The sequence below is a fragment of the Streptomyces ficellus genome (assembly GCF_009739905.1).
Lineage (GTDB): Bacteria > Actinomycetota > Actinomycetes > Streptomycetales > Streptomycetaceae > Streptomyces > Streptomyces ficellus_A.
This window is the reverse complement of the sequence record NZ_CP034279.1, coordinates 1,977,706-1,998,630: the sequence shown is the minus strand read 5'-3', so window position 1 is coordinate 1,998,630 and position 20,925 is coordinate 1,977,706. Positions and strand designations below refer to the sequence as shown.

Below are 20,925 nucleotides of genomic sequence, written 5' to 3'. Positions count from 1 at the left end.
ACTAACGCTCCTGGTTGTAGGTACTACCCGGGCCGAGGCCCGATCCGTTCGTGTCCGTTCCCGCGTTGCGTCCCTGCTGGACACCGCGCCGCAGGTTGCTCAACCTGCCACGCACGTCCTCAGGGGCGCGGGAGACCTGTGGGCCGCCCTGCGGGGTCTGCTCCGCCGTGCCCTCGACCAGGTTGGCCTTGGGAACGCGCCGCGGGAGCCCGGACGGAGTGACTCCGCCGGCCTTGGGCTCGCGGAGCTTCTCGGCCCGCTGCCAGCGCTCGTCGTTGGTCGAGCGCCAGCCCTCGGAACCGCTGTCCTCGCCCTTGCTCTGCGAGACCCGCTGGACCGGCTGCGTCCGCTCCGCCTGAGGAGCCTGCTGCTGCGGGGCCGGAGCCTGCTGCTGGCTGCCGCGGCGCGGCAGGCCTGCGTCGGTCAGCTCGTGACCGCTGCTCGCGGTGGGGCCCGAGGAGAAGCCTACGCGCTCGCGGCCGTTCGCGGGAGCGCCCTGGGCAGATTCCGATTCCGTCCCGTACCCGGAGTCGTAACCGCCCTCGTACGAGCCCTGCTCGGACCAGTCGCCCTGGTGGGACCGGTCGTCGAACTGGCTGTCGTACTGCGGCTGCTGGGTCTCCTGAGCCGGAAACGCGGATTCCGCATAGGACTGCTCGGGGTACTCGCCGGAGGCATAGTCACCCGCCGGGTACTCACCCGTCGCGTAGTCCGTCCCCGCGCCGTACTCCTGCTGCTGTTGCTGCTGCGGGTAGCCGTCGTAGCCGTCCTGCGCGTACGCGCCCTGCTGCTCGTACTGCTGCTGCTCGTAGCCGTACTGCTCCCGCTGGTGGTCCTGCTGCTCGTAGCCCGGCGCCTGCTGCTCGTACGCGGGGGCCTGCTGCTCCTCGGCCACCTCGTCGCGGAACAGGGCCCGCTCGCCCTCGCCGCCCTGGAGCTGCGCGCCCAGCGCCGCACGGCGCTCCTCGCGCAGCCGGGAGCGGCCCACCGGGTCCAGCGTGTTGCCCTCGCCCGGCGCCGGCTCGTACCGGGAGTCGTCGAAGCCGAGCTCCGCGGCCGTCCGCATCGGCGCCGCCTCGAACGCCTGCTGCTCCGGGATGATCTGCGAGACCGTGAAGTCGTCCTGCATGCCCGGCTCGCCACCACCACCGTGGGTGATCGCGTCCGGGAGCATGACCAGCGACGTCGTACCGGCCTGCTCGCCCGAGGGGCGCAGCTGGACGCGGATGCCGTGCCGGTCGGCCAGGCGGCCGACCACGAACAGGCCCATGCGCTGCGAGATCGCGGCGTCCACGGTCGGCGGGTTGGCCAGCTTGTGGTTGATGTCGGCGAAGTCCTCGGCGGTCAGGCCGATGCCCTTGTCGTGGATTTCGATCATCACGCGGCCGTCCGGGAGACGGGTCGCGGTGACGCGCACCTTGGTCTGCGGCGAGGAGAACGTGGTGGCGTTCTCCAGCAGCTCGGCCAGCAGGTGCACGAGGTCGGTCACGGCCTGGCCGTGGATCTCCGACTCGGGGACACCGGTGAGCTCGATGCGCTCGTACTGCTCCACCTCGGAGGAGGCGGCGCGCAGCACGTCCACCAGCGGCACCGGCTGGTTCCAGCGGCGGCCGGGCTCCTCGCCCGCGAGGATGAGGAGGTTCTCGCCGTTGCGGCGCATACGGGTGGCCAGGTGGTCCAGGCGGAAGAGGTTCTCCAGCTGGTCCGGGTCCGCCTCGTTGTTCTCCAGCTCGGTGATCAGGGTCAGCTGCCCCTCGATCAGCGACTGGTTGCGCTGCGACAGGTTGGTGAAGATCGCGTTGACGTTGCCCCGCAGCAGGGCCTGCTCGGCGGCGAGCCGGACGGCCTCGCGGTGCACCTGGTCGAACGCGCGGGCGACCTCGCCGATCTCGTCCTGGGAGTCGATCGGGATGGGCTGTACGCGGGTGTCGACGCGGCCCGGGTCGGTACGGGAGAGCTGGTCGACCAGCATCGGCAGGCGCTGCTCGGCGATGCCGAAGGCGGCGCTGCGCAGACGGCTCATCGAGGTGCTCATCTGCCGGGCCATCATCCCGGCCAGGATGAACGCGGCGAGCAGGGCGACGACGACGATGGCGCCGTTGATGATGGCGTCGGTCTTGGCGTCGCTGGAGATCTCGGCGGCCTCGGCGACCGCCTTGTCCACGAGCTCGCTGCTGACCTCGCCGTAGCCGTCGTACTTGGACGAGGAGGCCGGGAGCCAGGTGTCGACGGAGATGCCCTTGGCCTTGAGCTCCTTGAGCGCGTCCGGGTCCTCGGCGGTCCCGATCTCCCGCGCCATCGGCGTGAGGACGGAGCCCTTCTCCTTCGGCAGGGTGATGCCGGCGGCCTGGAGCCTCTTGTCGCCCTCGGCGGCACGGCGCTGCATGACCGCCGTCAGGTTGTCCAGGTCCTCCTGGCTACCGGCGGACAGGAACTCGCTGAGCGCGATCTGCTCGAGGTAGTTGTACGAGTTGAAGGCCTTGGACTGCTCGGCGAAGACCGCCTCGTCCTGGCTCGGCCGGACCAGCATGTGCGTGCCGATCGAGCGCTGGAGGGACTGGGCCGCCTGGGCGAGCTGAACGGCGTAGACCATGCGACCGTAGGAGGTGACGTTGCCGGTGCCGAGCCCGAGCTCGTTGGCGAACTCCATCAGGTAGTGCTGGACCTTGACGTACCCGTCCTGGGTGCCCAGCGGGTCCTGGGCCCTGGTGTAGGCATTGTCGCGGGTCTCCTCGATGCCCGGCTCCGCGGCCCGGAACAGCTGGAGCCGGCGCTCCAGGCCCTGGCCCTCGGGCAGGTCCGCCGCCGCCTCGTCGAACTTCTTCTTCGCGGCGTCGGTCGCGGCGTAGTGCTTGGTGACCTCGTCGGACTCCCGGTCGGCCTGGCTCTTCGCCTTGAGCAGCGGATCGGCGGTGAGGTCGCGCTCGTTGAGCAGCGCCTGGCCGTACTCCGAGGCGGCGCGCACGAGGAGCGCCGTCTTCTCGGCGTCCTGCGCCTCGCGCCAGGTGTCGATGGCCGTCTTCACCTGGAAGCCGCCCATGACGAGCCCGACGAGCACGGGTATGAGGAGGATGGCGTTCAGGCGGGTGGCCACGCGCCAGTTGCGCGGGGACAGCTTGCTGGAGCTGCCCGTACCGCCCTTGCCGCCGGAGGCGGATGGGGTTCCGGGCGTATCGGCAGGCGGCGCCACTGTGCGTGCGGGCGGGGTGAAGTTGCCCCGCGCCTGCTGCTCTGCGGCGCTTTTCGTGCTTCGCCTCACTCGACCAACAACCTCTCGGCGCCGGCACCTACGTCGTGCCGTTTTTTCTGTTTCAGGGCCGTACTACTCGGGAGTTCGTCGCATTGCAGCACGTAATGCGGCCGCGTTCCAAACCCCTCGACCGGATCGTTACCAGTGGTACAGACCTCAGATAAAACGGGCATAAAGAGCGAGCCCCGCCAAAAGGCGGGGCTCATGTGCGCACAGTGGCACCATACGGATGCGTCTCGTGTCCGACGCCCCGCAATTCTCTGTCGAAACGTTATGAACACCCAGGCCGACCGTGTCAAAAGACACACTCGGTCCCTGTTTGCTTCTACAACAACTGCCGTATGCCGACGACTACTTGAGCCGGGCCATCAGAGCGTGTTCCACCAGCGTGATCAGCGCGCTCTTGGCGTCCGCGCGGTGGCGGGCGTCGGTGGTGATGATCGGGGTGTCGGGGCCGATCTGAAGGGCCTCGCGGACCTCGTCCGGCGTGTACGGCTGGTGTCCCTCGAAACCGTTCAGCGCGATCACGAAAGGCAGACCGCTGTTCTCGAAGTAATCCACCGCCGGGAAGCAGTCGGCGAGCCTTCTCGTGTCGACGAGCACGACGGCGCCGATCGCGCCGCGGACCAGGTCGTCCCACATGAACCAGAAGCGGTCCTGACCGGGCGTACCGAACAGGTACAGGATCAGGTCCTGGTCCAGGGTGATACGGCCGAAGTCCATGGCGACCGTGGTGGTCTTCTTGTCACCGGTGTGCGTGAGGTCGTCGATGCCCGCGGAGGCGGACGTCATGACGGCCTCGGTGCGCAGCGGGTTGATCTCGGAGACGGCGCCGACGAACGTGGTCTTGCCCACGCCGAATCCGCCCGCCACCACGATCTTGGCGGAGGTGGTCGAGCGCCCGCTCCCCGAACCGCCGCTAGAGCTTGCGAAGTCCACTGAGAACCCTTTCGAGCAGCGTCACGTCCGGCGTTCCGCCGGCCTCTCCATTGCCCGGCTGGTGGATCGCCACCATGCCCGCCTCCGCCAGGTCGGCGACGAGGATCCGGGCGACGCCCAGCGGCATCGACAGGAGCGCCGACACCTCCGCCACCGACTTCACCTCACGGCACAGGTGGCAGATCCGCTGGTGCTCGGGAAGCAGGCTTCCCAGGTGGGCCGGGTCGGCCGTGGTGCTGACCAGCGCTTCTATGGCGAGCTGGTAGCGCGGCCGGGTCCGGCCGCCGGTCATGGCATAAGGCCGGACCAGCGGCTGGTCGCCTTCAACACCGTACCCGGCGTCCGTGGGGACGCCGTACGGATCGTGAGAGGCGGGGGGCGGGGTCATGAGGAATCCTCCAGTGACAGCAGGTGGTCTGCCTGTCGTCTGACTGGGCCGGTGGGGGGCCGGAGGGGGCGGCCGACGATGAACAAGACGTGAGGGGAGGTGCGAATGGGGCGTACCCGCCTCAGTGGAGCAAACTGCCCTGCAATTCCGCTCGCAGGTCCGGGGTGAGGACACTGCCCGCACGGTCGACGAGCAGTGCCATCTCGTACCCGACGAGGCCGATGTCCGCGTCCGGGTGCGCGAGTACGGCCAGGGAGGAACCGTCCGAGATGGACATCAGGAAGAGGAAGCCGCGCTCCATCTCCACCACGGTCTGGGCGACGGAGCCGCCCTCGAAGATCCGGGACGCCCCCGCGGTCAGCGAGGTGAGTCCGGACGCCACGGCCGCGAGCTGGTCGGCGCGGTCGCGGGGAAAGCCTTCGGACATCGCCAGCAGAAGCCCGTCGGCGGAAACCACCACCGTGTGCGACACCCCGGGGGTGTTGTCCACGAAGTTGGTGATCAGCCAATTCAGGTTCTGGGCCGCCTGGCTCATCGGTCTCAACTAACGCTCCTGCTGGTGAGTGGGGCCGGTGTGGAAACTGCCCGTGGTGGAGCTGCCTGCCTGACGCCCCTGCTGGATGCCGCGGCGGAGGTTGGTCAGGCGGCCGCGTACGTCATCAGGCGCACGCGAGACCTGCGGACCGGACTGGTGGGCCGACTCCTGCGCGGTTCCCGGTACCAGGTTGGCACGCGGGACCCGGCGGGGCAGGCCGGAGGTGGTGACGCCACCGGCGGCGGGCTTGCGGACCCGCTCGGCCTGGCGCACCAGCTCGTCGTTGGGGGAGGTGCGCCACGAACCGGTCGTGGCGGCCGGGTCGGTGCCCGTACCGGCGTTCGGGCCGGCGCCCTGCGCCTGGCCCTGCGCCTGACCCTGCCCCTGGCCGGTGCCCTGGCCGTCGCGGCGCGGAGGCAGCGACGGTGCGGGGCGCGACGGCGCGGGACGGGACGGCTGCGCGGGCTGCGGCGAGACGGCCGGGAGCGGCGCGGTCTGGTCGTGGGCCGGGTACGGGCCGGTGCCGCCCTGCTCGGGCCGGGGCTGCTGCTGGTGCGGCTGCTGCGGCTGCTGGGCCTGACCGTTCTGGTGGAACCAGTTGGTCTCCAGCGTGTCGTACAGCGGCGTACGGCCGTCCCCGGCGCCCGGCGCGGGAGGCAGTGCCTCGGGCTGCGGGCGGCCGGCGTTGTGGTCCGGGCGGGCGAACTGGGCCGTGGACGCGGGGTCCTGGTGGCCGAGGGGGTCCGCCGACGGGCGGGCGTACTGCCCGGTCGTCTCCGGTTCGTCGTGGCCGCGCGGCACGTCGGCGCCCCAGCTGGTGGTCTGGGGGCGCTGGGGGCGCTGCGGCTGGACGGGCTGCTGCGGCTGGGCCGGCGCCTGCTGACGCTGCGGGTCCTGCGGCTGCTGCCGCGGCGGCTGACCGGGCTGCTGCGGGCGCGGCCGGCGCTGCTGCGGGGCGCCCGGAAGCTCGGCGCGGGGACCGCCGGAGGGCGGCAACTGCTGCTGGCCGGGGCGGCCGTCGCGCTCGGCGGGGCCGCTCTGCCAGACGTCGGAGCGGGTCGGGATGCCGTTGTCACCCGTACCGCGGTCGCCACCGCCGAAGGCACCCGCGACACCGGCGCCCTGGCGCTGCGGGTCCTGCGGCTGCTGCGGCTGCTGGGGCCGGCCCGCCGGACCGCCCTGGCCCAGACCGCCCTGGCCGAGACCCTGACCCTGGCCGCCCTGGTTCTGGCCGTGACGGCCCGAACCACCCTGGGGCGCACCCGGCTGGCCGCCCTGCGGGCCGCCCTGCCGTGCGGGGGCGTTGTTCTGGCCGGGGAGCGCCGGGCGGGACCCGGAGCCGGCGCCGACCTGGCCACGGGCACCGCCGGCACCCGCGCCGGCGGCCAGGCCCTGGCGTCCCGCGGGAGCACCGCCGGGAGCGCCGGAGCCGCCGGGCAGGCCCGGGCGTCCGCCACCGGCCGCGCCGGGACCGCCGGTCAGCCGGCCGCCGGGGCCGGACGGACCCTGCGGCGCGGCGCCCTGGCCGCCCGGGCCGGGCTTGCCGGGAAGCTTCTTGCCGCCCTGGGCGACGTCCACCGGGAGCATGACCAGCGCGGTCGTGCCGCCCGAGTCGGAGGGACGCAGCTGGATGCGGATGCCGTGCCGCAGGGACAGGCGGCCGACCACGAACAGACCCATGCGCCGGGAGACCGACACGTCCACGGTGGGCGGCGACGCGAGCCGCTCGTTGATCGCGGCGAGGTCCTCGGGCGACAGACCGATACCGGTGTCGTGGATCTCGACGAGCACCCGCCCGTCGGGCAGCGCGTGACCGGTGACCCGGACCTTCGTCTGCGGCGAGGAGAACGACGTGGCGTTCTCCAGCAGCTCGGCGAGCAGGTGCACGAGGTCGTTGACGACGCGGCCCGCGACCTCGGTCGCCGGGACGGAGGCCAGCTCGATGCGCTCGTACTGCTCCACCTCGGAGGCGGCGGCACGGAGCACGTCGACGAGCGGGACGGGCCGGGTCCACCGGCGTCCCGGCTCCTCGCCCGCGAGGACGAGCAGGTTCTCACCGTTACGGCGCATACGCGTGGCGAGGTGGTCCAGCTTGAACAGCGAGGACAGCTGGTCCGGGTCGGCCTCGCGCGACTCCAGCTCGGAGATCAGCGACAGCTGGCGCTGGATGAGGCCCTGGGACCGGCGCGAGAGGTTGGTGAACATCGCGTTGACGTTGCCCCGGAGCAGGGCCTGCTCGGCGGCGAGGCGGACCGCCTCGCGGTGCACGTCGTCGAAGGCCGCGGCCACCTGGCCGATCTCGTCCCGGGAGTGCACACCCACCGACTCCACGGAGGTGTCCACGTCCTGCGGGTCGGCCTCGGACAGCTGCTTGACCAGCTCGGGCAGCCGCTCCTGGGCGACCTTGGTCGCCGTGTCCTGGAGCCGCCGCAGCGACCGGATCATGGAGCGGGCCACCACGAAGGCGCCGACCAGGGACACACCGAGGACGAGCAGGATCAGCGCACCGTTGATGATGGCGTCGCGCTGCTCCTCCTGGCGCAGTTCACGGGCGGTGCTGTCCATGTCGCCCAGCAGGGACGCCTCGATGGTGTCCATCACCTGCATCTTGGGCGCGGAGGCGTCGGTCCAGTCGAGGTGGTTGCGCGGTTCCTGCTGCTTCAGGCCCTCGTCGGTGCGGAGCACCGCGTCCGCGTAGGCGTCGGCCTGGGCGATGGAGGGGTTGTTCGGACCGAGGGGCGCCAGCAGCTCCGCCGGGTCGCCGCCGAGGGAGGCGTAGATCGCCTCGAACGAGGAGAGGGCCTGCTCCTCGTTCTCCCGGGCGGCCGCGCCGTACTCGCGGTCGTTCGGGTCCATCGTGCGGGTTTCCTTGTTGGTGGCCGGCAGGGCCGCCGCGATGACCGCGCGCTGGATGGAGGCGTACTCCTTGGCGGACGAGAACGCGGCCAGCGCGCGGGTCCGCTTGATCATCTCCGGGTTGCTGGTCGCCTGGGCCATGTCCTGGGACAGGCTCAGCAGCGAGTTGATCAGACGGTTGTAGCGCTCGACCGTCTGGAAGTCCTGGGAGTCGCCCTTGTAGGCGCCGTTGCGGATGCTGCCGAGCCGCACCACCTGGTTGGCGATCTGGCTGACGTTGTTGCGGATGCTCTGCAGGGCCTCGTCGCCCTGGGTGTCACCGATGTCGTTGGTGGCGTCGATGAAGGCGTCGCGTGCGCGGTCCGCCTCCTTCTGCTGCTCGGTGATCTTGATGTGGCTGGGGGGGATGCCATTGGACAGAGGACCGGCCGTCAGGTCGCGCTCCTCCTGGAGCGCCTGGGCGAGGTTGGTCGCCTCCTGGGTCAGCTTGGTCAGCAGCTGCATGTGATCCAGCTGCTCCATGTCGTTCATGGACTCGTTGATACGGATGCCGCCCAGGGTGGTCGCGGCGACCACGGGGAGGGCGAGCAGGGAGACCAGTCGCGTGCTGATGCGCCAGTTGCGCAGGGCTATTCGCGAACCGGCGTCGGTCGGGCCCTTCACGGTCGGCGTGGCCGCCGCCGCCTTCGCGCCCTTGGCGCCCCTGGCGCCCCTCATCGTCCTGGACTTCCCGGCCGGGGGCGTGGCGTCGCCGCCGCCCTGTCCGGCGCCCGGACGTCCCGAACGGTCGCCACTGTCACCGGCGGCTGCCGCCGGTCCCGGGTTCTGGGTGTGCTGGGTGGAGGAGCCGCGGTCGGTCCCGCCGCGCGGCTCCTGCTCCGCCGCAGCTTCCCCTCGGCCCTGGCGGGCCTGGGGAGACCCGTTGCCATCCCTCTTGAAACGTCCCTGCACTAGCGTCGCAACCTCTGGACCAGGCGTCCCGCCGCGCGAACGGACAGGACGGTGTCGGCGTCGTGGAGCGCGAGCGCGCCCCAGTGGTGGTCGTGAGTGACCGGCGCAGATCCCCCTTCCTCACCGCCGCTCGGCGCTGTGTTGCGCCCCAGCGCGCCGGTCTGGAATCCGCGGCGGTGCGTGGAATTCCAGCACAGTGCCGGATCTCCAACAAGGCCGACGGGTTGCCCCCCAGTCGGGGTGACGGGGCGTGAGTGGCGAGTCACCGGCCGTAGAAGCCGATCAGGGAGGAATCGGACGTTCGCAGACGAGTCGCTGGTGAGGTCGTCGGGGGTGGTGGGTGTCCCAGTCGCGATGATCAGCAGCGGAATGGCGCATTCAGGGCCGCAATGTCCGTTTGATCCACCCAGTTCGGCCGCCCGCTATGCCCGAATCGTCACCGTAGGCGTGAGCAAACTCACATATAGATCGTTGTCATCTACCATCAATCGCGGGGAATCCCATGTTTAGCCTGACGCTTTACACAGTGAAAGCTCTGTCAACCTAGGCGCCCCCGGCGGCGCCCGCACCACGAGGTCGTACACCACCGATGAAGACGACGATGACCATCCGCAGCATCGCCAACCCCCGCCGCACCACCCTGATGCACCTGGCCGACGCCGGCGAGCTGGACCAGGGCGTGCGGCTGGAGCACTCGGTGGACCTCCCCGCCAGCACCGCCAACCCCCGGCGCACGACCCTGATGGACGCCCCGGCGCCGGCCACCCGCTGACACGGCGGGCGGCGCGCCCCTCCCGCGTTAGCCTGGAGCGTCAGACTCCAGCCAGCGGAAGTTAGGGGCGCCGCATCCCGTGCGCATCGCCAGGTTCTCCATCGACGGCAACGTCGCCTTCGGCGCGGTCGAGGGCGACAGCGCCCCCGGCGAGAAGGACGGTCTCGTCCTCGACATCATCAAGGGTATTCCGTACGGCGACTTCGAACTCAGCGGCACCAAGGTCCCGCTGAGCAAGGTCAGGCTGCTGCCCCCCGTCCTGCCCAACAAGGTCGTGGCCATCGGCCGCAACTACGCGGAGCACGCCGCGGAGCTCGGCCACGACGTCCCGGACGTCCCCGTCGCCTTCTTCAAGCCCACCACCTCGGTGATCGGCCCGGGCGACGCGATCGAGTACCCCTCCTTCTCGAACGAGCTCCACCACGAGGCGGAGCTCGCCGTCGTGATCGGCCGCATGTGCCGCGAGGTCCCGCGCGAGCGCGTCAAGGACGTCGTTTTCGGCTACACCTGCGCCAACGACGTCACCGCGCGCGACGTCCAGCAGCGCGAGAAGCAGTGGGCCCGCGCCAAGGGCTTCGACACCGCCTGCCCGCTGGGCCCCTGGGTCGAGACCGACCTCGACCCCTCCGACGTCACCATCCAGTGCACCGTCAACGGGGAACAGCGCCAGCTGGGCCGCACGAGCGACATGGTCCGCTCCGTCGAGGACCTGGTCGTCCACATCACCGAGGCCATGACGCTGCTCCCGGGCGACGTCATCCTCACGGGCACCCCGGCCGGAGTCGGACCGCTCAACGTCGGCGACGAGGTCGCCGTCACCATCGAAGGCATCGGCACTCTCACCAACAAGGTGATCAAGCGTGGCTAACGCGATCCGCGTACGTTTCTGTCCCTCGCCGACCGGCAACCCCCACGTGGGCCTGGTCCGCACCGCCCTGTTCAACTGGGCCTTCGCCCGGCACAACCAGGGCACCATGGTCTTCCGCATCGAGGACACCGACGCGGCCCGCGACTCGGAGGAGTCCTACCAGCAGCTCCTCGACTCGCTGCGCTGGCTCGGCCTCGACTGGGACGAGGGCCCCGAGACCGGCGGCCCCCACGCCCCGTACCGCCAGTCGCAGCGCATGGACATCTACCGGGACGTCGCCGACAAGCTGCTCGCCGGCGGTTACGCGTACCGCTGCTACTGCACCGCCACCGAGCTCGACGAGCGCCGCGAGGCCGCCCGCGCCGCCGGCAAGCCGTCCGGCTACGACGGCACGTGCCGCGACCTCACCGACGAGCAGAAGGCGGCGTACGAGGCCGAGGGCCGGGACTCCATCGTCCGCTTCCGGATGCCCGACGAGCCGATCACCTTCACCGACCTCGTCCGGGGCGAGCTCACCTTCACCCCGGACAACGTCCCGGACTACGGCATCGTCCGCGCCAACGGCGCCCCGCTCTACACGCTCGTCAACCCCGTCGACGACGCGCTGATGGAGATCACCCACGTCCTGCGCGGCGAGGACCTGCTCTCCTCCACCCCGCGCCAGATCGCCCTCTACAAGGCGCTGATCGAGCTCGGCGTCGCCAAGGACATCCCGGCCTTCGGCCACCTGCCGTACGTCATGGGCGAGGGCAACAAGAAGCTCTCCAAGCGTGACCCGCAGGCCTCCCTGAACCTCTACCGGGAGCGCGGCTTCCTCCCCGAGGGCCTGCTCAACTACCTCTCCCTCCTCGGCTGGTCCTTCTCCGCCGACCAGGACGTGTTCACCGTCCCCGAGATGGTCGCCGCGTTCGACATCGCGGACGTCAACGCCAACCCGGCCCGCTTCGACCTCAAGAAGGCCGAGGCGATCAACGCCGACCACATCCGCATGCTGGACGTGAAGGCGTTCACCGCCGCCTGCGAGCCCTGGCTGCGCGCCCCGCACGCCCCCTGGGCGCCGGAGGACTTCGACCAGGCCGCCTGGGAGGCCATCGCCCCGCACGCCCAGACCCGCCTGACCGTCCTGTCCGACATCACGGCCAACGTCGACTTCCTGTTCCTCCAGGAGCCGGCCGAGGACGAGGCGTCCTGGCAGAAGGCCATGAAGGAGGGCTCCGACGCCCTGCTGCGCACGGCCCGCGCCAAGCTGGAGGACGCGGACTGGACCAGCCCCGAGTCGCTGAAGAACGCCGTCCTCGCCGCCGGCGAGGAGCACGGCCTCAAGCTCGGCAAGGCCCAGGCCCCCGTCCGCGTCGCCGTCACCGGCCGCACGGTCGGCCTGCCGCTCTTCGAGTCCCTGGAGATCCTCGGCAAGGACCGCACGCTCGCCCGCATCGACGCCGCGCTGGCCAAGCTCACCGCGTAAGCCGAGCCCGGAAGGGGGCGGCCACCGGATCTTCCGGTGGCCGCCCCCTCCGGCGTTCCCCGGTGGACGGCGCGGACAGCATCCCGGCGGTACCGTCGCCCCATGCCGATCCGCGCCGTCCTCTGGGACATCGACGACACGATCTTCGACTACGCGAGCGCCGACCGCGCCGGGATGCGGCGCCACCTGCGGGCCGAGGGGCTGGCCGACGGGTACGCGTCGGTCGACCACGCCCTCACGCGCTGGAAGGAGCTCACCACCCTCCACTGGCGGCGCTTCGAGGCCGGGGGCGTCGGCTTCGAGGAGCAGCGGCGGGACCGGGTGCGCGACTTCCTGGGGGCGGCCCTGACCGACACGGAGGCGGACGCCTGGTTCCAGCGGTACCTGCGGCACTACGAGGCCGCCTGGGAGCTGTTCCCCGACACCCTGCCCGCCCTGGAGCTGCTGGCCGCCGACTACCGGCACGCCGCCCTGTCGAACTCCTCCGTCCACAACCAGGAGCGCAAGCTGCGCGTGCTCGGTGTGCGGGACCGGTTCGAGGTGCTGCTCTGCGCCGCCGAGCTGGGCGTGGCCAAGCCCGACCCGGCGGCCTTCCACGCGGCCTGTGACGCCCTCCGGCTGCGCCCGGCGGACGTGGCGTACGTCGGTGACCACCCGGACATCGACGCCCGGGGCGCCGTCGAGGCGGGGCTCACCGGCATCTGGCTGGACCGGCGCGGGACGGGCGGGAGGCCCGAGCTGACGACGATCACGGGCCTCGACCAGCTCCCCGGCCTGCTGCGCGGCGATACCCGTTTTGGAGCCCCGGACTCCTTCGGGTAATGTTCTTCCTGCGCCGAGGGAAGCGAGCCGAAAGGCCGGGACCCGGAAGCGTAACCCGAACAAAATCCCCACCGGGGGTTGCGTTTTGGTGGCCTATGGTGTAATTGGCAGCACGACTGATTCTGGTTCAGTTAGTCTAGGTTCGAGTCCTGGTAGGCCAGCTCGCAGAGCTTATCTGCATCGCGGATGGCATCCGCAAAGCCCCCGTTGTGTAGCGGCCTAGCACGCCGCCCTCTCAAGGCGGTAGCGCCGGTTCGAATCCGGTCGGGGGTACAGATCCTTCCCGCGAGATCGTCTGGGTCGCACCCATGATCTCGATGCAGGATCGCTAGGGCCCCCGTTGTGTAGCGGCCTAGCACGCCGCCCTCTCAAGGCGGTAGCGCCGGTTCGAATCCGGTCGGGGGTACCAACTGGTCTAAACCACCAGTGGCCTATGGTGTAATTGGCAGCACGACTGATTCTGGTTCAGTTAGTCTAGGTTCGAGTCCTGGTAGGCCAGCGGATCTTCACTGATCTCGCCCCCGTTGTGTAGCGGCCTAGCACGCCGCCCTCTCAAGGCGGTAGCGCCGGTTCGAATCCGGTCGGGGGTACGCACAGAGGAAGCCCTCCCCAGCAGGGGAGGGCTTCTTCGCGTGTACGCCAGGGGAAGAGCGAGAAGGAACAACTCCGGCCCACCACTGCGGCGTTGAAGCGGTGGGCCGGGAGTCGGCAGCAGGTACGGAGGGTCAGCCGGAGCGGCGCAGCGCGTCCGACAGGCGGGCGGCGGCATCGATGACCGCCTGGGCGTGCATCCGGCCCGGGTGGCGGGTCAGGCGCTCGATCGGCCCCGACACCGACACGGCGGCCACCACGCGGTTCGAGGGGCCCCGCACGGGCGCCGAGACCGACGCCACGCCCGGCTCGCGCTCACCGATCGACTGGGCCCAGCCACGGCGCCGTACGCCCGACAGGGCCGTCGCCGTGAAGCGGGCGCCCTGGAGGCCCCGGTGCAGCCGCTCCGGCTCCTCCCAGGCCATCAGGATCTGGGCCGACGAGCCGGCCTTCATGGTGAGCGTGGAGCCGACCGGCACGGTGTCCCGCAGACCGGACAGCCGCTCCGCCGCGGCGACGCAGATGCGCATGTCGCCCTGGCGCCGGTAGAGCTGCGCGCTCTCCCCGGTCACGTCACGCAGATGTGTCAGTACCGGTCCCGCCGTGGCCAGCAGGCGGTCCTCACCGGCCGCGGCGGCGAGCTCCGCCAGCCGCGGGCCCAGGATGAACCGGCCCTGCATGTCCCTCGCCACCATCCGGTGGTGTTCCAGTGCCACGGCAAGGCGATGTGCCGTGGGTCGTGCGAGCCCTGTCGCCGCGACCAGCCCGGCGAGGGTGGCCGGACCGGACTCCAGGGCGCTCAATACCAGAGCTGCCTTGTCGAGAACGCCGACGCCGCTAGAGTTGTCCATGCAACGATACTCACGTCTCACTCTGTGAAACGCAAGTTCAATTTCTCCAGGAACTTGCCACCCTGTACGTACGGACCGACGACCACCGGGTCCGATGTCGACGTCCAGCACGTGAAACGTGGGATTACGGGCGTGGGCCCACAGATCTCTAGAGGAGCCGGCACACCACGTCGGCCGGAGGGAAAGCGATGGGTAGGACTCTCGCGGAGAAGGTCTGGGACGACCACGTCGTCCGGCGCGCCGAAGGCGAGCCCGACCTGCTCTTCATCGATCTGCACCTGCTGCACGAGGTGACCAGCCCCCAGGCCTTCGACGGCCTGCGCAAGAGCGGCCGCCAGGTGCGGCGGCTCGACCTCACCATCGCGACCGAGGACCACAACACCCCCACCCTCGACATCGACAAGCCCATCGCCGACCCGGTGTCCCGGGCGCAGCTGGAGACGCTGCGGAAGAACTGCGCCGAGTTCGGTGTCCGCCTGCACCCGCTGGGCGACGTCGAGCAGGGCGTCGTCCACGTCGTGGGACCGCAGCTGGGCCTGACCCAGCCGGGCACCACCGTGGTCTGCGGCGACTCGCACACCTCCACGCACGGCGCTTTCGGCGCGCTCGCCTTCGGCATCGGCACCTCCCAGGTCGAGCACGTCCTGGCCACCCAGACGCTGCCCATGGCCCGCCCCAGGACCATGGCCATCACCGTCGACGGCGAGCTGCCCGAGGACGTCACCGCCAAGGACCTCATCCTGGCGATCATCGCGAGGATCGGCACCGGCGGCGGCCAGGGATACGTCCTGGAGTACCGCGGCGCGGCCATCGAGAAACTGTCGATGGAAGCCCGCATGACCATCTGCAACATGTCGATCGAGGCCGGCGCCCGCGCGGGCATGATCGCCCCGGACGAGACCACCTTCGCCTACCTCAAGGGCCGCGACCACGCGCCCGAGGGCGAGGACTGGGACGCGGCCGTCGCGTACTGGAAGACCCTGCGGACCGACGACGACGCGGTCTTCGACGCCGAGGTCGTCATCAACGCCTCCGAGCTGGCCCCCTTCGTCACCTGGGGCACCAACCCCGGCCAGGGCGCACCGCTTTCCGCGTCCGTCCCCGACCCGGCTTCGTACGAAGACGCTTCGGAGCGCCTGGCCGCCGAAAACGCCCTGAAGTACATGGGGTTGACCGCCGGGCAGCCGCTGCGCGACATCAGGGTCGACACCGTCTTCGTAGGCTCCTGCACCAACGGGCGCATCGAGGACCTGCGCTCCGCCGCCGGCATCCTGGACGGCCGCAAAGTCGCCGACGGCGTACGGATGCTGGTCGTCCCCGGCTCGGTCCGGGTCGCCCTCCAGGCCGTCGAGGAGGGTTTGGACAAGGTCTTCAAGGAGGCCGGGGCCGAATGGCGGCACGCGGGCTGCTCGATGTGCCTGGGCATGAACCCCGACCAACTCGCGCCGGGCGAGCGTTCCGCGTCCACCTCGAACCGCAACTTCGAGGGCAGGCAGGGCAAGGGCGGCCGCACCCACCTGGTGTCGCCGCAGGTCGCCGCCGCCACCGCGGTGCTGGGCCACCTGGCCTCGCCCGCCGACCTGTCCGAAGCCCCCGCGACCGCCGGAGTCTGAGCAATCATGGAAGCTTTCACCACCCACACCGGCCGGGCCGTCCCGCTGCGCCGCAGCAACGTCGACACCGACCAGATCATCCCGGCGCACTGGCTGAAGAAGGTCACCCGCGACGGCTTCGAGGACGGGCTGTTCGAGGCCTGGCGCAAGGACCCCGAGTTCGTCCTCAATCGTCCCGAGCGGCAGGGCGCCACGGTCCTGGTCGCCGGCCCCGACTTCGGCACCGGCTCCTCGCGCGAGCACGCCGTCTGGGCGCTGCAGAACTACGGTTTCAAGGCCGTCATCTCCTCCCGCTTCGCCGACATCTTCCGTGGCAACTCGCTGAAGAACGGCCTGCTCACCGTCGTTCTCGACCAGGACGTCGTGGACGCCCTGTGGGCGCTGACCGAGGCGGACCCGCAGGCGGAGATCACGGTGGACCTCGAGGCGCGCGAGGTGCGCGCCGAGGGCATCACCGCCGCCTTCGAGCTCGACGAGAACGCCCGCTGGCGGCTGCTGAACGGCCTGGACGACATCAGCATCACGCTCCAGAGCGAGGCGGACATCGCCGCGTACGAGGCGAAGCGCCCGGCGTACAAGCCCCGCACCCTCCAGGTCTGACACCTGGCGGACCCTCCCCGTTCCACCCTCCGGTGCCCCCGGCCGATCCCCGGCCGGGGGCACCGTCGTGTGCGCCCGCCGTCCGGCCGCCGAGGGGTGCCCAACTCCGCCGCGCGAACCGTCGGGACGATGGCCGAAAGTGCCCTTGCCCGCCGTCCCGGGGGAGGCCCGAGGGGCCATCCGGCTGACATCCCCGACGCCTCTCCGCACCCCCTCCCGAGCCTCCCCGGACGGGCTCCGGATCGGCGCAACTGCCGTACATACAGGGGGAATTGCGGGGTAGGGGCCGGTCGGTGGGCGGAGGCGGCCGCCGGCCGTGAAACCCTGCTCCGGCAGGCCAGTTGCCCCCTACGGAGGCGACAACTCGCCCCAGATGGCACAATCGGTGCATGGAACGCGACAGCCAACTCGAGCTCTATCAGGCCGTCGCAGTCCGACTGAAAGAAGCGCACGCCCGAGTGCGCTCACTGCAAGTCCCGGAGGGCGTAAGGATGGCGCTGTCCCGGAAGCTGCTGGCCATCACGGCCGTGGCGAAGCACGATCTCGCACGCGCCGCAAGGCGGCTGGACCGGTTGATGAAGGACCTCGACGAGGGCCGATTCCCTGAAGGGGACTGACACTCGAACTCCGCGGCGGCCGACTTCGTTGCGGCACTAGGGTGATTAGCCCGTTTCGTGTTTGATTTGCGGTATATATCTGCCTAACGTGCGAAAAGCTTGAACACTTTCGTTCCGGCAATGTCTCCGAAGGGGAAGACGTGAACAAGGCGCAGCTCGTAGAAGCGATTGCCGACAAGATGGGCGGCCGCCAGCAGGCCGCCGATGCTGTCGACGCGGTACTCGACGCGATCGTCCGTGCCGTGGTCGGTGGTGACCGGGTCTCGGTCACCGGCTTCGGATCTTTCGAGAAGGTCGACCGTCCGGCCCGCTACGCCCGCAACCCGCAGACGGGTGAGCGGGTACGGGTCAAGAAGACCTCCGTTCCGCGCTTCCGTGCCGGTCAGGGCTTCAAGGACCTGGTCAGCGGCTCGAAGAAGCTCCCCAAGGGTGGAGAGGTCGCCGTCAAGAAGGCCCCCAAGGGCAGCCTTTCGGGCCCGCCGGCCACCATCGCCAAGGCCGCCGGCAAGAAGGCCGCCGCCAAGAAGACCACCGCCGCCGCGGCGAAGAAGGCCACGGCCAAGAAGGCCACCCCGGCGAAGAAGACCACGGCGGCCGCCAAGAAGACCACGGCGAAGAAGACCACCGCCACGGCCAAGAAGACCACCGCCAAGAAGGCCACCCCGGCCAAGAAGGCCACCACCACCGCCGCCAAGAAGACCACGGCGAAGAAGACCGCGCCGGCCAAGAAGACCACGGCCAAGAAGGCGCCCGCCAAGAAGACCACGGCGCGCAAGACCACCGCCAAGAAGACCGCCTCGCGCAGCAAGTAAGCGGCACGAGGCCCCAGGGCCACTCACGCGCCGGGCCGGGCTCCCCCGAGAGGGAGCCCGGCCCGCGGTGCGTCAGAACGTCTGCAGCGTCACCAGCGTGATCCGCAGGGCGTCGCCCCGCCCCTCCGTCTCGATGCGCACCCGCTGCCCCGGCCGCAGCAGCCGCAGCCCGCCCGCGTCGAACGCCTCGGCGGAGAAGTCCACCGGGGTGCCGTCGTCGAGCAGCACACTCCCGCTGCGGGATTCGGGGTCGTACGTGTACGCGGTCGCCTGCATGGACGGCAGCTTATCCGGCCGCCCCGTTCGCCGTACGGACGTCCGCCGCCCACCGCTCGGCCGTACGCGGACCCACCCCCAGCTCCAGCGCGGCCCGCAGATCGTCACCCGTGTCCACGTCCCGGCGCACGGAAGGCACGTCGGCCAGCCGGATTTCCACCGCCCCCGACAACAAATGCCGACGCCGGGACGCCCCGCCGAAAGCCGGACGCAATTCCGTTCCCGGACCGGCCGAGAGCAATGTCGTGCCGATATCGGCGGCGTCCGCGAGAAAAGCCCGCCGGAATTCCGACGCGACGGCCAGCACCCGCGTGAGTTCCGCCGGCCGCAGCGCCGGGAGATCCGCGTTCAGGGTCGCCACCGGTGCACCGGGGCGCCGCGCGCGTACCGCTTCCGCGCCGTGGGCCATCGCCGCGTTGAGACCGGCGCCCGGAACGTCCGGCACGATCCGCGCTCCGAGCGCTCCGAGCGTCAGCGCCGCCACCGGATCGTCCGTGACGACCGACACATCCCGCACCGCCGGGCAGGCCAGCGCCGCCGCCACCGTGTCCTGCGCGAACGCCAGCGCCAGCCGCGGACGCGCCAGGGCGCCGACGGCACCGGCGAGCCTGCTCTTGGCCCGGGCGAGCGGCTTCAGCGGGACCACCAGGGACCAGGAGCCGGTCGGGTCGGCGTTCGTGGCGGGCTCTCCTTCCGTGCGGCGGCCACGCTCCGGCGGCACGCCCCCGGTACGGCGGGCCGCGCCTGCCGGGCCCCATTGTGGCGCGGCACCGGCGTGACCCGGGGCCGCGGTGTCCGGGGCGGGGCGTACGGTGTTCTCGACAGACCAGGGGCCTGGGGCGACACTTGACCCCCGGCCGGCCAGTCCCAGAGGAAGGTGTCCGAGTGTCCCGCCGCAGAATCGGCTTCTGGTACCGCCTGGCGGCGGTCATCGCAAAACCACCGCTGGTGGTTCTGTTCAAGCGGGACTGGCGGGGAATGGAACACATTCCGGCCGACGGCGGATTCATCACCGCGGTCAACCACAACTCGTACCTCGACCCGCTGTCGTACGCGCACTACCAGTACAACACCGGACGGGTTCCGCGCTTCCTGGCGAAAGCCGCCCTGTTCAAGAGCTCGTTCGTCGGCATGATGCTGACCAACACCGGACAGATCCCCGTCTACCGGGAGACGACCAACGCGCTGGACGCCTTCCGCGCCGCCGTCGCCGCCATCGAGCGGGGCGAATGCGTCGCCTTCTACCCCGAGGGCACCCTCACCCGCGACCCCGACATGTGGCCCATGGCGGGCAAGACCGGCGCGGCCCGCGTCGCCCTGCTCACCAAGGCGCCCGTCATCCCGGTCGCCCAGTGGGGCGCCAACTTGGCGATGCCGCCGTACGCCAAGCAGGACAAGCTCCGCCTCTTCCCCCGCAAGACCCTCGTCGTGCAGGCCGGCCCGCCCGTCGACCTCAGCCGGTTCTACGACAGGGAACCCACGCCCGAGGTGCTGCGCGAGGCGACCGAGGCCATCATGGCCGCGATCACCTCCCTCCTGGAGGAGGTCAGGGGCGAGAAGGCCCCCGCCGCGCCGTACGACCACCGCAAGGCCCGCCTCGAACAGCGGCGCAGGGCCGCAGGGGAGGAAGCGAAGTGACACGCCCCGACACGGCAGCCCCGGCGGGCCGCCCCGTCAAGGCAGCCGTATTCGGCACCGGATCCTGGGGCACGGCCTTCGGCATGGTGCTCGCCGACGCGGGCTGCGAGGTGACCCTCTGGAGCCGCCGCCAGGAGCTCGCCGACGCCATCAACACCACCCGGGTCAATCCCGACTACTTCCCGGACACCCGGCTCCCCGAGTCCGTGCGCGCCACCACCGACCCGGCGGAAGCCGCGCACGACGCCGACTTCACCGTCCTCGCCATCCCCTCCCAGACCCTCCGCGGCAACCTCGCCGCATGGGCGCCCGAGCTCGCCCCGGGCACCGTCCTCGTCTCCCTGATGAAGGGCGTCGAACTGGGCACCGCCAAGCGGATGAGCGAGGTGATCCAGGAGGTCGCCGAGGTGCCCGGGGAGCGTGTCGCCGTGGTCACCGGGCCCAACCTCGCCAAGGAGATCGTCGCCCGCATGCCCGCCGCGGCCGTCGTCGCCTGCCGCGACGAGACCGTCGCCCGGCGCCTCCAGGCCGCCTGCCACACCCCGTACTTCCGCCCGTACACCAACACCGACGTCGTCGGCTGCGAACTGGGCGGCGCGGTGAAGAACGTCATCGGGCTGGCCGTCGGCATCGCGGACGGCATGGGCCTCGGCGACAACGCCAAGGGCTCCCTCATCACCCGCGGCCTGGCCGAAACCACCCGCCTCGGGCTGGCGATGGGCGCCGACCCGCTGACGTTCTCCGGCCTCGCCGGCCTCGGAGACCTGGTCGCCACCTGCTCCTCGCCGCTCTCCCGCAACCACACCTTCGGCACCAACCTCGGCAGGGGCATGACCCTCCAGGAGACGATCGCCGTCACCAGGCAGACCGCCGAAGGCGTCAAGTCCTGCGAGTCGGTGCTCGATCTGGCCCGCCGCCACGACGTCGACATGCCCATCACGGAGACCGTCGTCGGCATCGTCCACGAGGGCAAGCCGCCGATGGTGGCGCTCAAGGAGCTGATGTCACGCGCCGCCAAGCCCGAGCGGCGCTGACACCGAACAGACGACCGCTCGGTCGCTGACGCAACCGGAGGGAACAG

General features: G+C 70.8%; 18 protein-coding genes and 5 tRNA genes. 15 read left to right on the top strand and 8 right to left on the bottom strand.

From position 1 onward, the window contains the following. Nucleotide 1: 1 nt before the first annotated feature. The 5 genes from EIZ62_RS08610 to EIZ62_RS08590 all read right to left on the bottom strand — a co-directional run bounded on the left by EIZ62_RS08610 (nt 2) and on the right by EIZ62_RS08590 (nt 8,919). Nucleotides 2–3,259 (bottom strand): sensor histidine kinase, encoded by a 3,258-nt coding sequence (locus EIZ62_RS08610; protein ID WP_156692114.1) that lies wholly within the window; start codon nt 3,257–3,259, stop codon nt 2–4. Between the two features lie 342 nt (nt 3,260–3,601). Beyond that, nucleotides 3,602–4,189 carry a GTP-binding protein gene (locus tag EIZ62_RS08605; RefSeq protein WP_156692113.1) on the bottom strand — a complete coding sequence of 196 codons (588 nt, stop codon included), beginning with the start codon at nt 4,187–4,189 and terminating at the stop codon, nt 3,602–3,604. Then, nucleotides 4,170–4,577 carry a DUF742 domain-containing protein gene (locus EIZ62_RS08600; RefSeq protein ID WP_064070345.1) on the bottom strand — a complete coding sequence of 136 codons (408 nt, stop codon included), beginning with the start codon at nt 4,575–4,577 and terminating at the stop codon, nt 4,170–4,172. Before EIZ62_RS08600 ends, EIZ62_RS08605 begins: the two co-directional genes overlap by 20 nt. 121 nt (nt 4,578–4,698) lie before the next feature. Beyond that, on the bottom strand, nt 4,699–5,112 hold the full coding sequence (locus EIZ62_RS08595; protein WP_126888449.1) for a roadblock/LC7 domain-containing protein: 414 nt from the start codon (nt 5,110–5,112) through the stop codon (nt 4,699–4,701). Nucleotides 5,113–5,121: 9 nt separating this feature from the next. Beyond that, complete coding sequence (locus EIZ62_RS08590; protein ID WP_156692112.1) at nt 5,122–8,919, bottom strand: sensor histidine kinase; 3,798 nt, start codon at nt 8,917–8,919, stop codon at nt 5,122–5,124. Nucleotides 8,920–9,508: 589 nt separating this feature from the next. Here EIZ62_RS08590 and EIZ62_RS08585 point away from each other — a divergent pair. From EIZ62_RS08585 to EIZ62_RS08545, 9 genes are all read left to right on the top strand, one after another. Then, the gene (locus EIZ62_RS08585) at nt 9,509–9,691 is read left to right on the top strand and encodes a hypothetical protein (RefSeq protein ID WP_156692111.1); all 183 of its coding nucleotides are present in this window, start codon (nt 9,509–9,511) and stop codon (nt 9,689–9,691) included. A gap of 79 nt (nt 9,692–9,770) precedes the next feature. After that, nucleotides 9,771–10,559 carry a fumarylacetoacetate hydrolase family protein gene (locus EIZ62_RS08580; protein WP_156692110.1) on the top strand — a complete coding sequence of 263 codons (789 nt, stop codon included), beginning with the start codon at nt 9,771–9,773 and terminating at the stop codon, nt 10,557–10,559. Then, complete coding sequence (gltX, locus tag EIZ62_RS08575) at nt 10,552–12,024, top strand: glutamate--tRNA ligase (protein ID WP_156692109.1); 1,473 nt, start codon at nt 10,552–10,554, stop codon at nt 12,022–12,024. Before EIZ62_RS08580 ends, gltX begins: the two co-directional genes overlap by 8 nt. Before the next feature lie 102 nt (nt 12,025–12,126). Continuing rightward, nucleotides 12,127–12,846 carry an HAD family hydrolase gene (locus tag EIZ62_RS08570; RefSeq protein WP_156692108.1) on the top strand — a complete coding sequence of 240 codons (720 nt, stop codon included), beginning with the start codon at nt 12,127–12,129 and terminating at the stop codon, nt 12,844–12,846. Between the two features lie 89 nt (nt 12,847–12,935). After that, a tRNA-Gln gene (locus EIZ62_RS08565) sits at nt 12,936–13,007 on the top strand. Between the two features lie 39 nt (nt 13,008–13,046). Continuing rightward, nucleotides 13,047–13,119: transfer RNA gene (locus EIZ62_RS08560), tRNA-Glu, on the top strand. Between the two features lie 60 nt (nt 13,120–13,179). Continuing rightward, nucleotides 13,180–13,255: transfer RNA gene (locus EIZ62_RS08555), tRNA-Glu, on the top strand. A gap of 18 nt (nt 13,256–13,273) precedes the next feature. Beyond that, nucleotides 13,274–13,345, top strand: a tRNA-Gln gene (locus tag EIZ62_RS08550). A gap of 18 nt (nt 13,346–13,363) precedes the next feature. Then, a tRNA-Glu gene (locus EIZ62_RS08545) sits at nt 13,364–13,436 on the top strand. A gap of 135 nt (nt 13,437–13,571) precedes the next feature. Here EIZ62_RS08545 and ndgR read toward each other — a convergent pair. Next, nucleotides 13,572–14,288, bottom strand: coding sequence for an IclR family transcriptional regulator NdgR (gene ndgR, locus EIZ62_RS08540; protein ID WP_017947593.1), 717 nt, complete (start codon nt 14,286–14,288; stop codon nt 13,572–13,574). Between the two features lie 188 nt (nt 14,289–14,476). Between ndgR and leuC the strand changes: the two genes are divergently transcribed. From leuC to EIZ62_RS08520, 4 genes are all read left to right on the top strand, one after another. Beyond that, entirely contained in the window at nt 14,477–15,901 is a 1,425-nt protein-coding gene (gene leuC, locus EIZ62_RS08535) for a 3-isopropylmalate dehydratase large subunit (RefSeq protein ID WP_156692107.1), read from the top strand. 6 nt (nt 15,902–15,907) lie between these two features. Further along, nucleotides 15,908–16,501 (top strand): 3-isopropylmalate dehydratase small subunit, encoded by a 594-nt coding sequence (gene leuD / locus EIZ62_RS08530; RefSeq protein ID WP_156692106.1) that lies wholly within the window; start codon nt 15,908–15,910, stop codon nt 16,499–16,501. Nucleotides 16,502–16,890: 389 nt separating this feature from the next. Then, a complete protein-coding gene (locus EIZ62_RS08525) occupies nt 16,891–17,118 on the top strand; it encodes an SCO5555 family protein (protein ID WP_156692105.1) in 228 nt (75 codons plus the stop codon). Nucleotides 17,119–17,258: 140 nt separating this feature from the next. Continuing rightward, nucleotides 17,259–17,930, top strand: a complete 672-nt coding sequence (locus EIZ62_RS08520) for an HU family DNA-binding protein (protein ID WP_156692104.1) — start codon at nt 17,259–17,261, stop codon at nt 17,928–17,930. A gap of 72 nt (nt 17,931–18,002) precedes the next feature. On the opposite strand, the gene EIZ62_RS08515 is transcribed toward EIZ62_RS08520, so the two are convergent. Together EIZ62_RS08515 and cofC are read right to left on the bottom strand one after the other, a co-directional pair. Continuing rightward, on the bottom strand, nt 18,003–18,206 hold the full coding sequence (locus tag EIZ62_RS08515) for a hypothetical protein (protein WP_156692103.1): 204 nt from the start codon (nt 18,204–18,206) through the stop codon (nt 18,003–18,005). 10 nt (nt 18,207–18,216) lie between these two features. After that, nucleotides 18,217–18,927, bottom strand: a complete 711-nt coding sequence (gene cofC / locus EIZ62_RS08510; protein WP_156692102.1) for a 2-phospho-L-lactate guanylyltransferase — start codon at nt 18,925–18,927, stop codon at nt 18,217–18,219. Nucleotides 18,928–19,091: 164 nt separating this feature from the next. Here cofC and EIZ62_RS08505 point away from each other — a divergent pair, with 164 nt between their 5' ends. Both EIZ62_RS08505 and EIZ62_RS08500 read left to right on the top strand, forming a co-directional pair. Beyond that, nucleotides 19,092–19,844: a lysophospholipid acyltransferase family protein gene (locus EIZ62_RS08505; RefSeq protein WP_156692101.1), complete on the top strand. Its 753-nt coding sequence runs from the start codon at nt 19,092–19,094 to the stop codon at nt 19,842–19,844. Beyond that, entirely contained in the window at nt 19,841–20,878 is a 1,038-nt protein-coding gene (locus tag EIZ62_RS08500) for an NAD(P)H-dependent glycerol-3-phosphate dehydrogenase (RefSeq protein ID WP_156692100.1), read from the top strand. Before EIZ62_RS08505 ends, EIZ62_RS08500 begins: the two co-directional genes overlap by 4 nt. Nucleotides 20,879–20,925 lie beyond the last annotated feature (47 nt).

What these genes read in the sequence shown, in the direction of transcription:
- EIZ62_RS08515 (WP_156692103.1), bottom strand. Translation starts at nt 18,206, where the DNA reads ATGCAGGCGACCGCGTACACGTACGACCCCGAATCCCGCAGCGGGAGT.
- leuD (WP_156692106.1), top strand. Translation starts at nt 15,908, where the DNA reads ATGGAAGCTTTCACCACCCACACCGGCCGGGCCGTCCCGCTGCGCCGC.
- ndgR (WP_017947593.1), bottom strand. Translation starts at nt 14,288, where the DNA reads ATGGACAACTCTAGCGGCGTCGGCGTTCTCGACAAGGCAGCTCTGGTA.
- EIZ62_RS08525 (WP_156692105.1), top strand. Translation starts at nt 16,891, where the DNA reads ATGGAACGCGACAGCCAACTCGAGCTCTATCAGGCCGTCGCAGTCCGA.
- EIZ62_RS08595 (WP_126888449.1), bottom strand. Translation starts at nt 5,112, where the DNA reads ATGAGCCAGGCGGCCCAGAACCTGAATTGGCTGATCACCAACTTCGTG.
- EIZ62_RS08570 (WP_156692108.1), top strand. Translation starts at nt 12,127, where the DNA reads ATGCCGATCCGCGCCGTCCTCTGGGACATCGACGACACGATCTTCGAC.
- EIZ62_RS08600 (WP_064070345.1), bottom strand. Translation starts at nt 4,577, where the DNA reads ATGACCCCGCCCCCCGCCTCTCACGATCCGTACGGCGTCCCCACGGAC.
- EIZ62_RS08585 (WP_156692111.1), top strand. Translation starts at nt 9,509, where the DNA reads ATGAAGACGACGATGACCATCCGCAGCATCGCCAACCCCCGCCGCACC.
- leuC (WP_156692107.1), top strand. Translation starts at nt 14,477, where the DNA reads ATGGGTAGGACTCTCGCGGAGAAGGTCTGGGACGACCACGTCGTCCGG.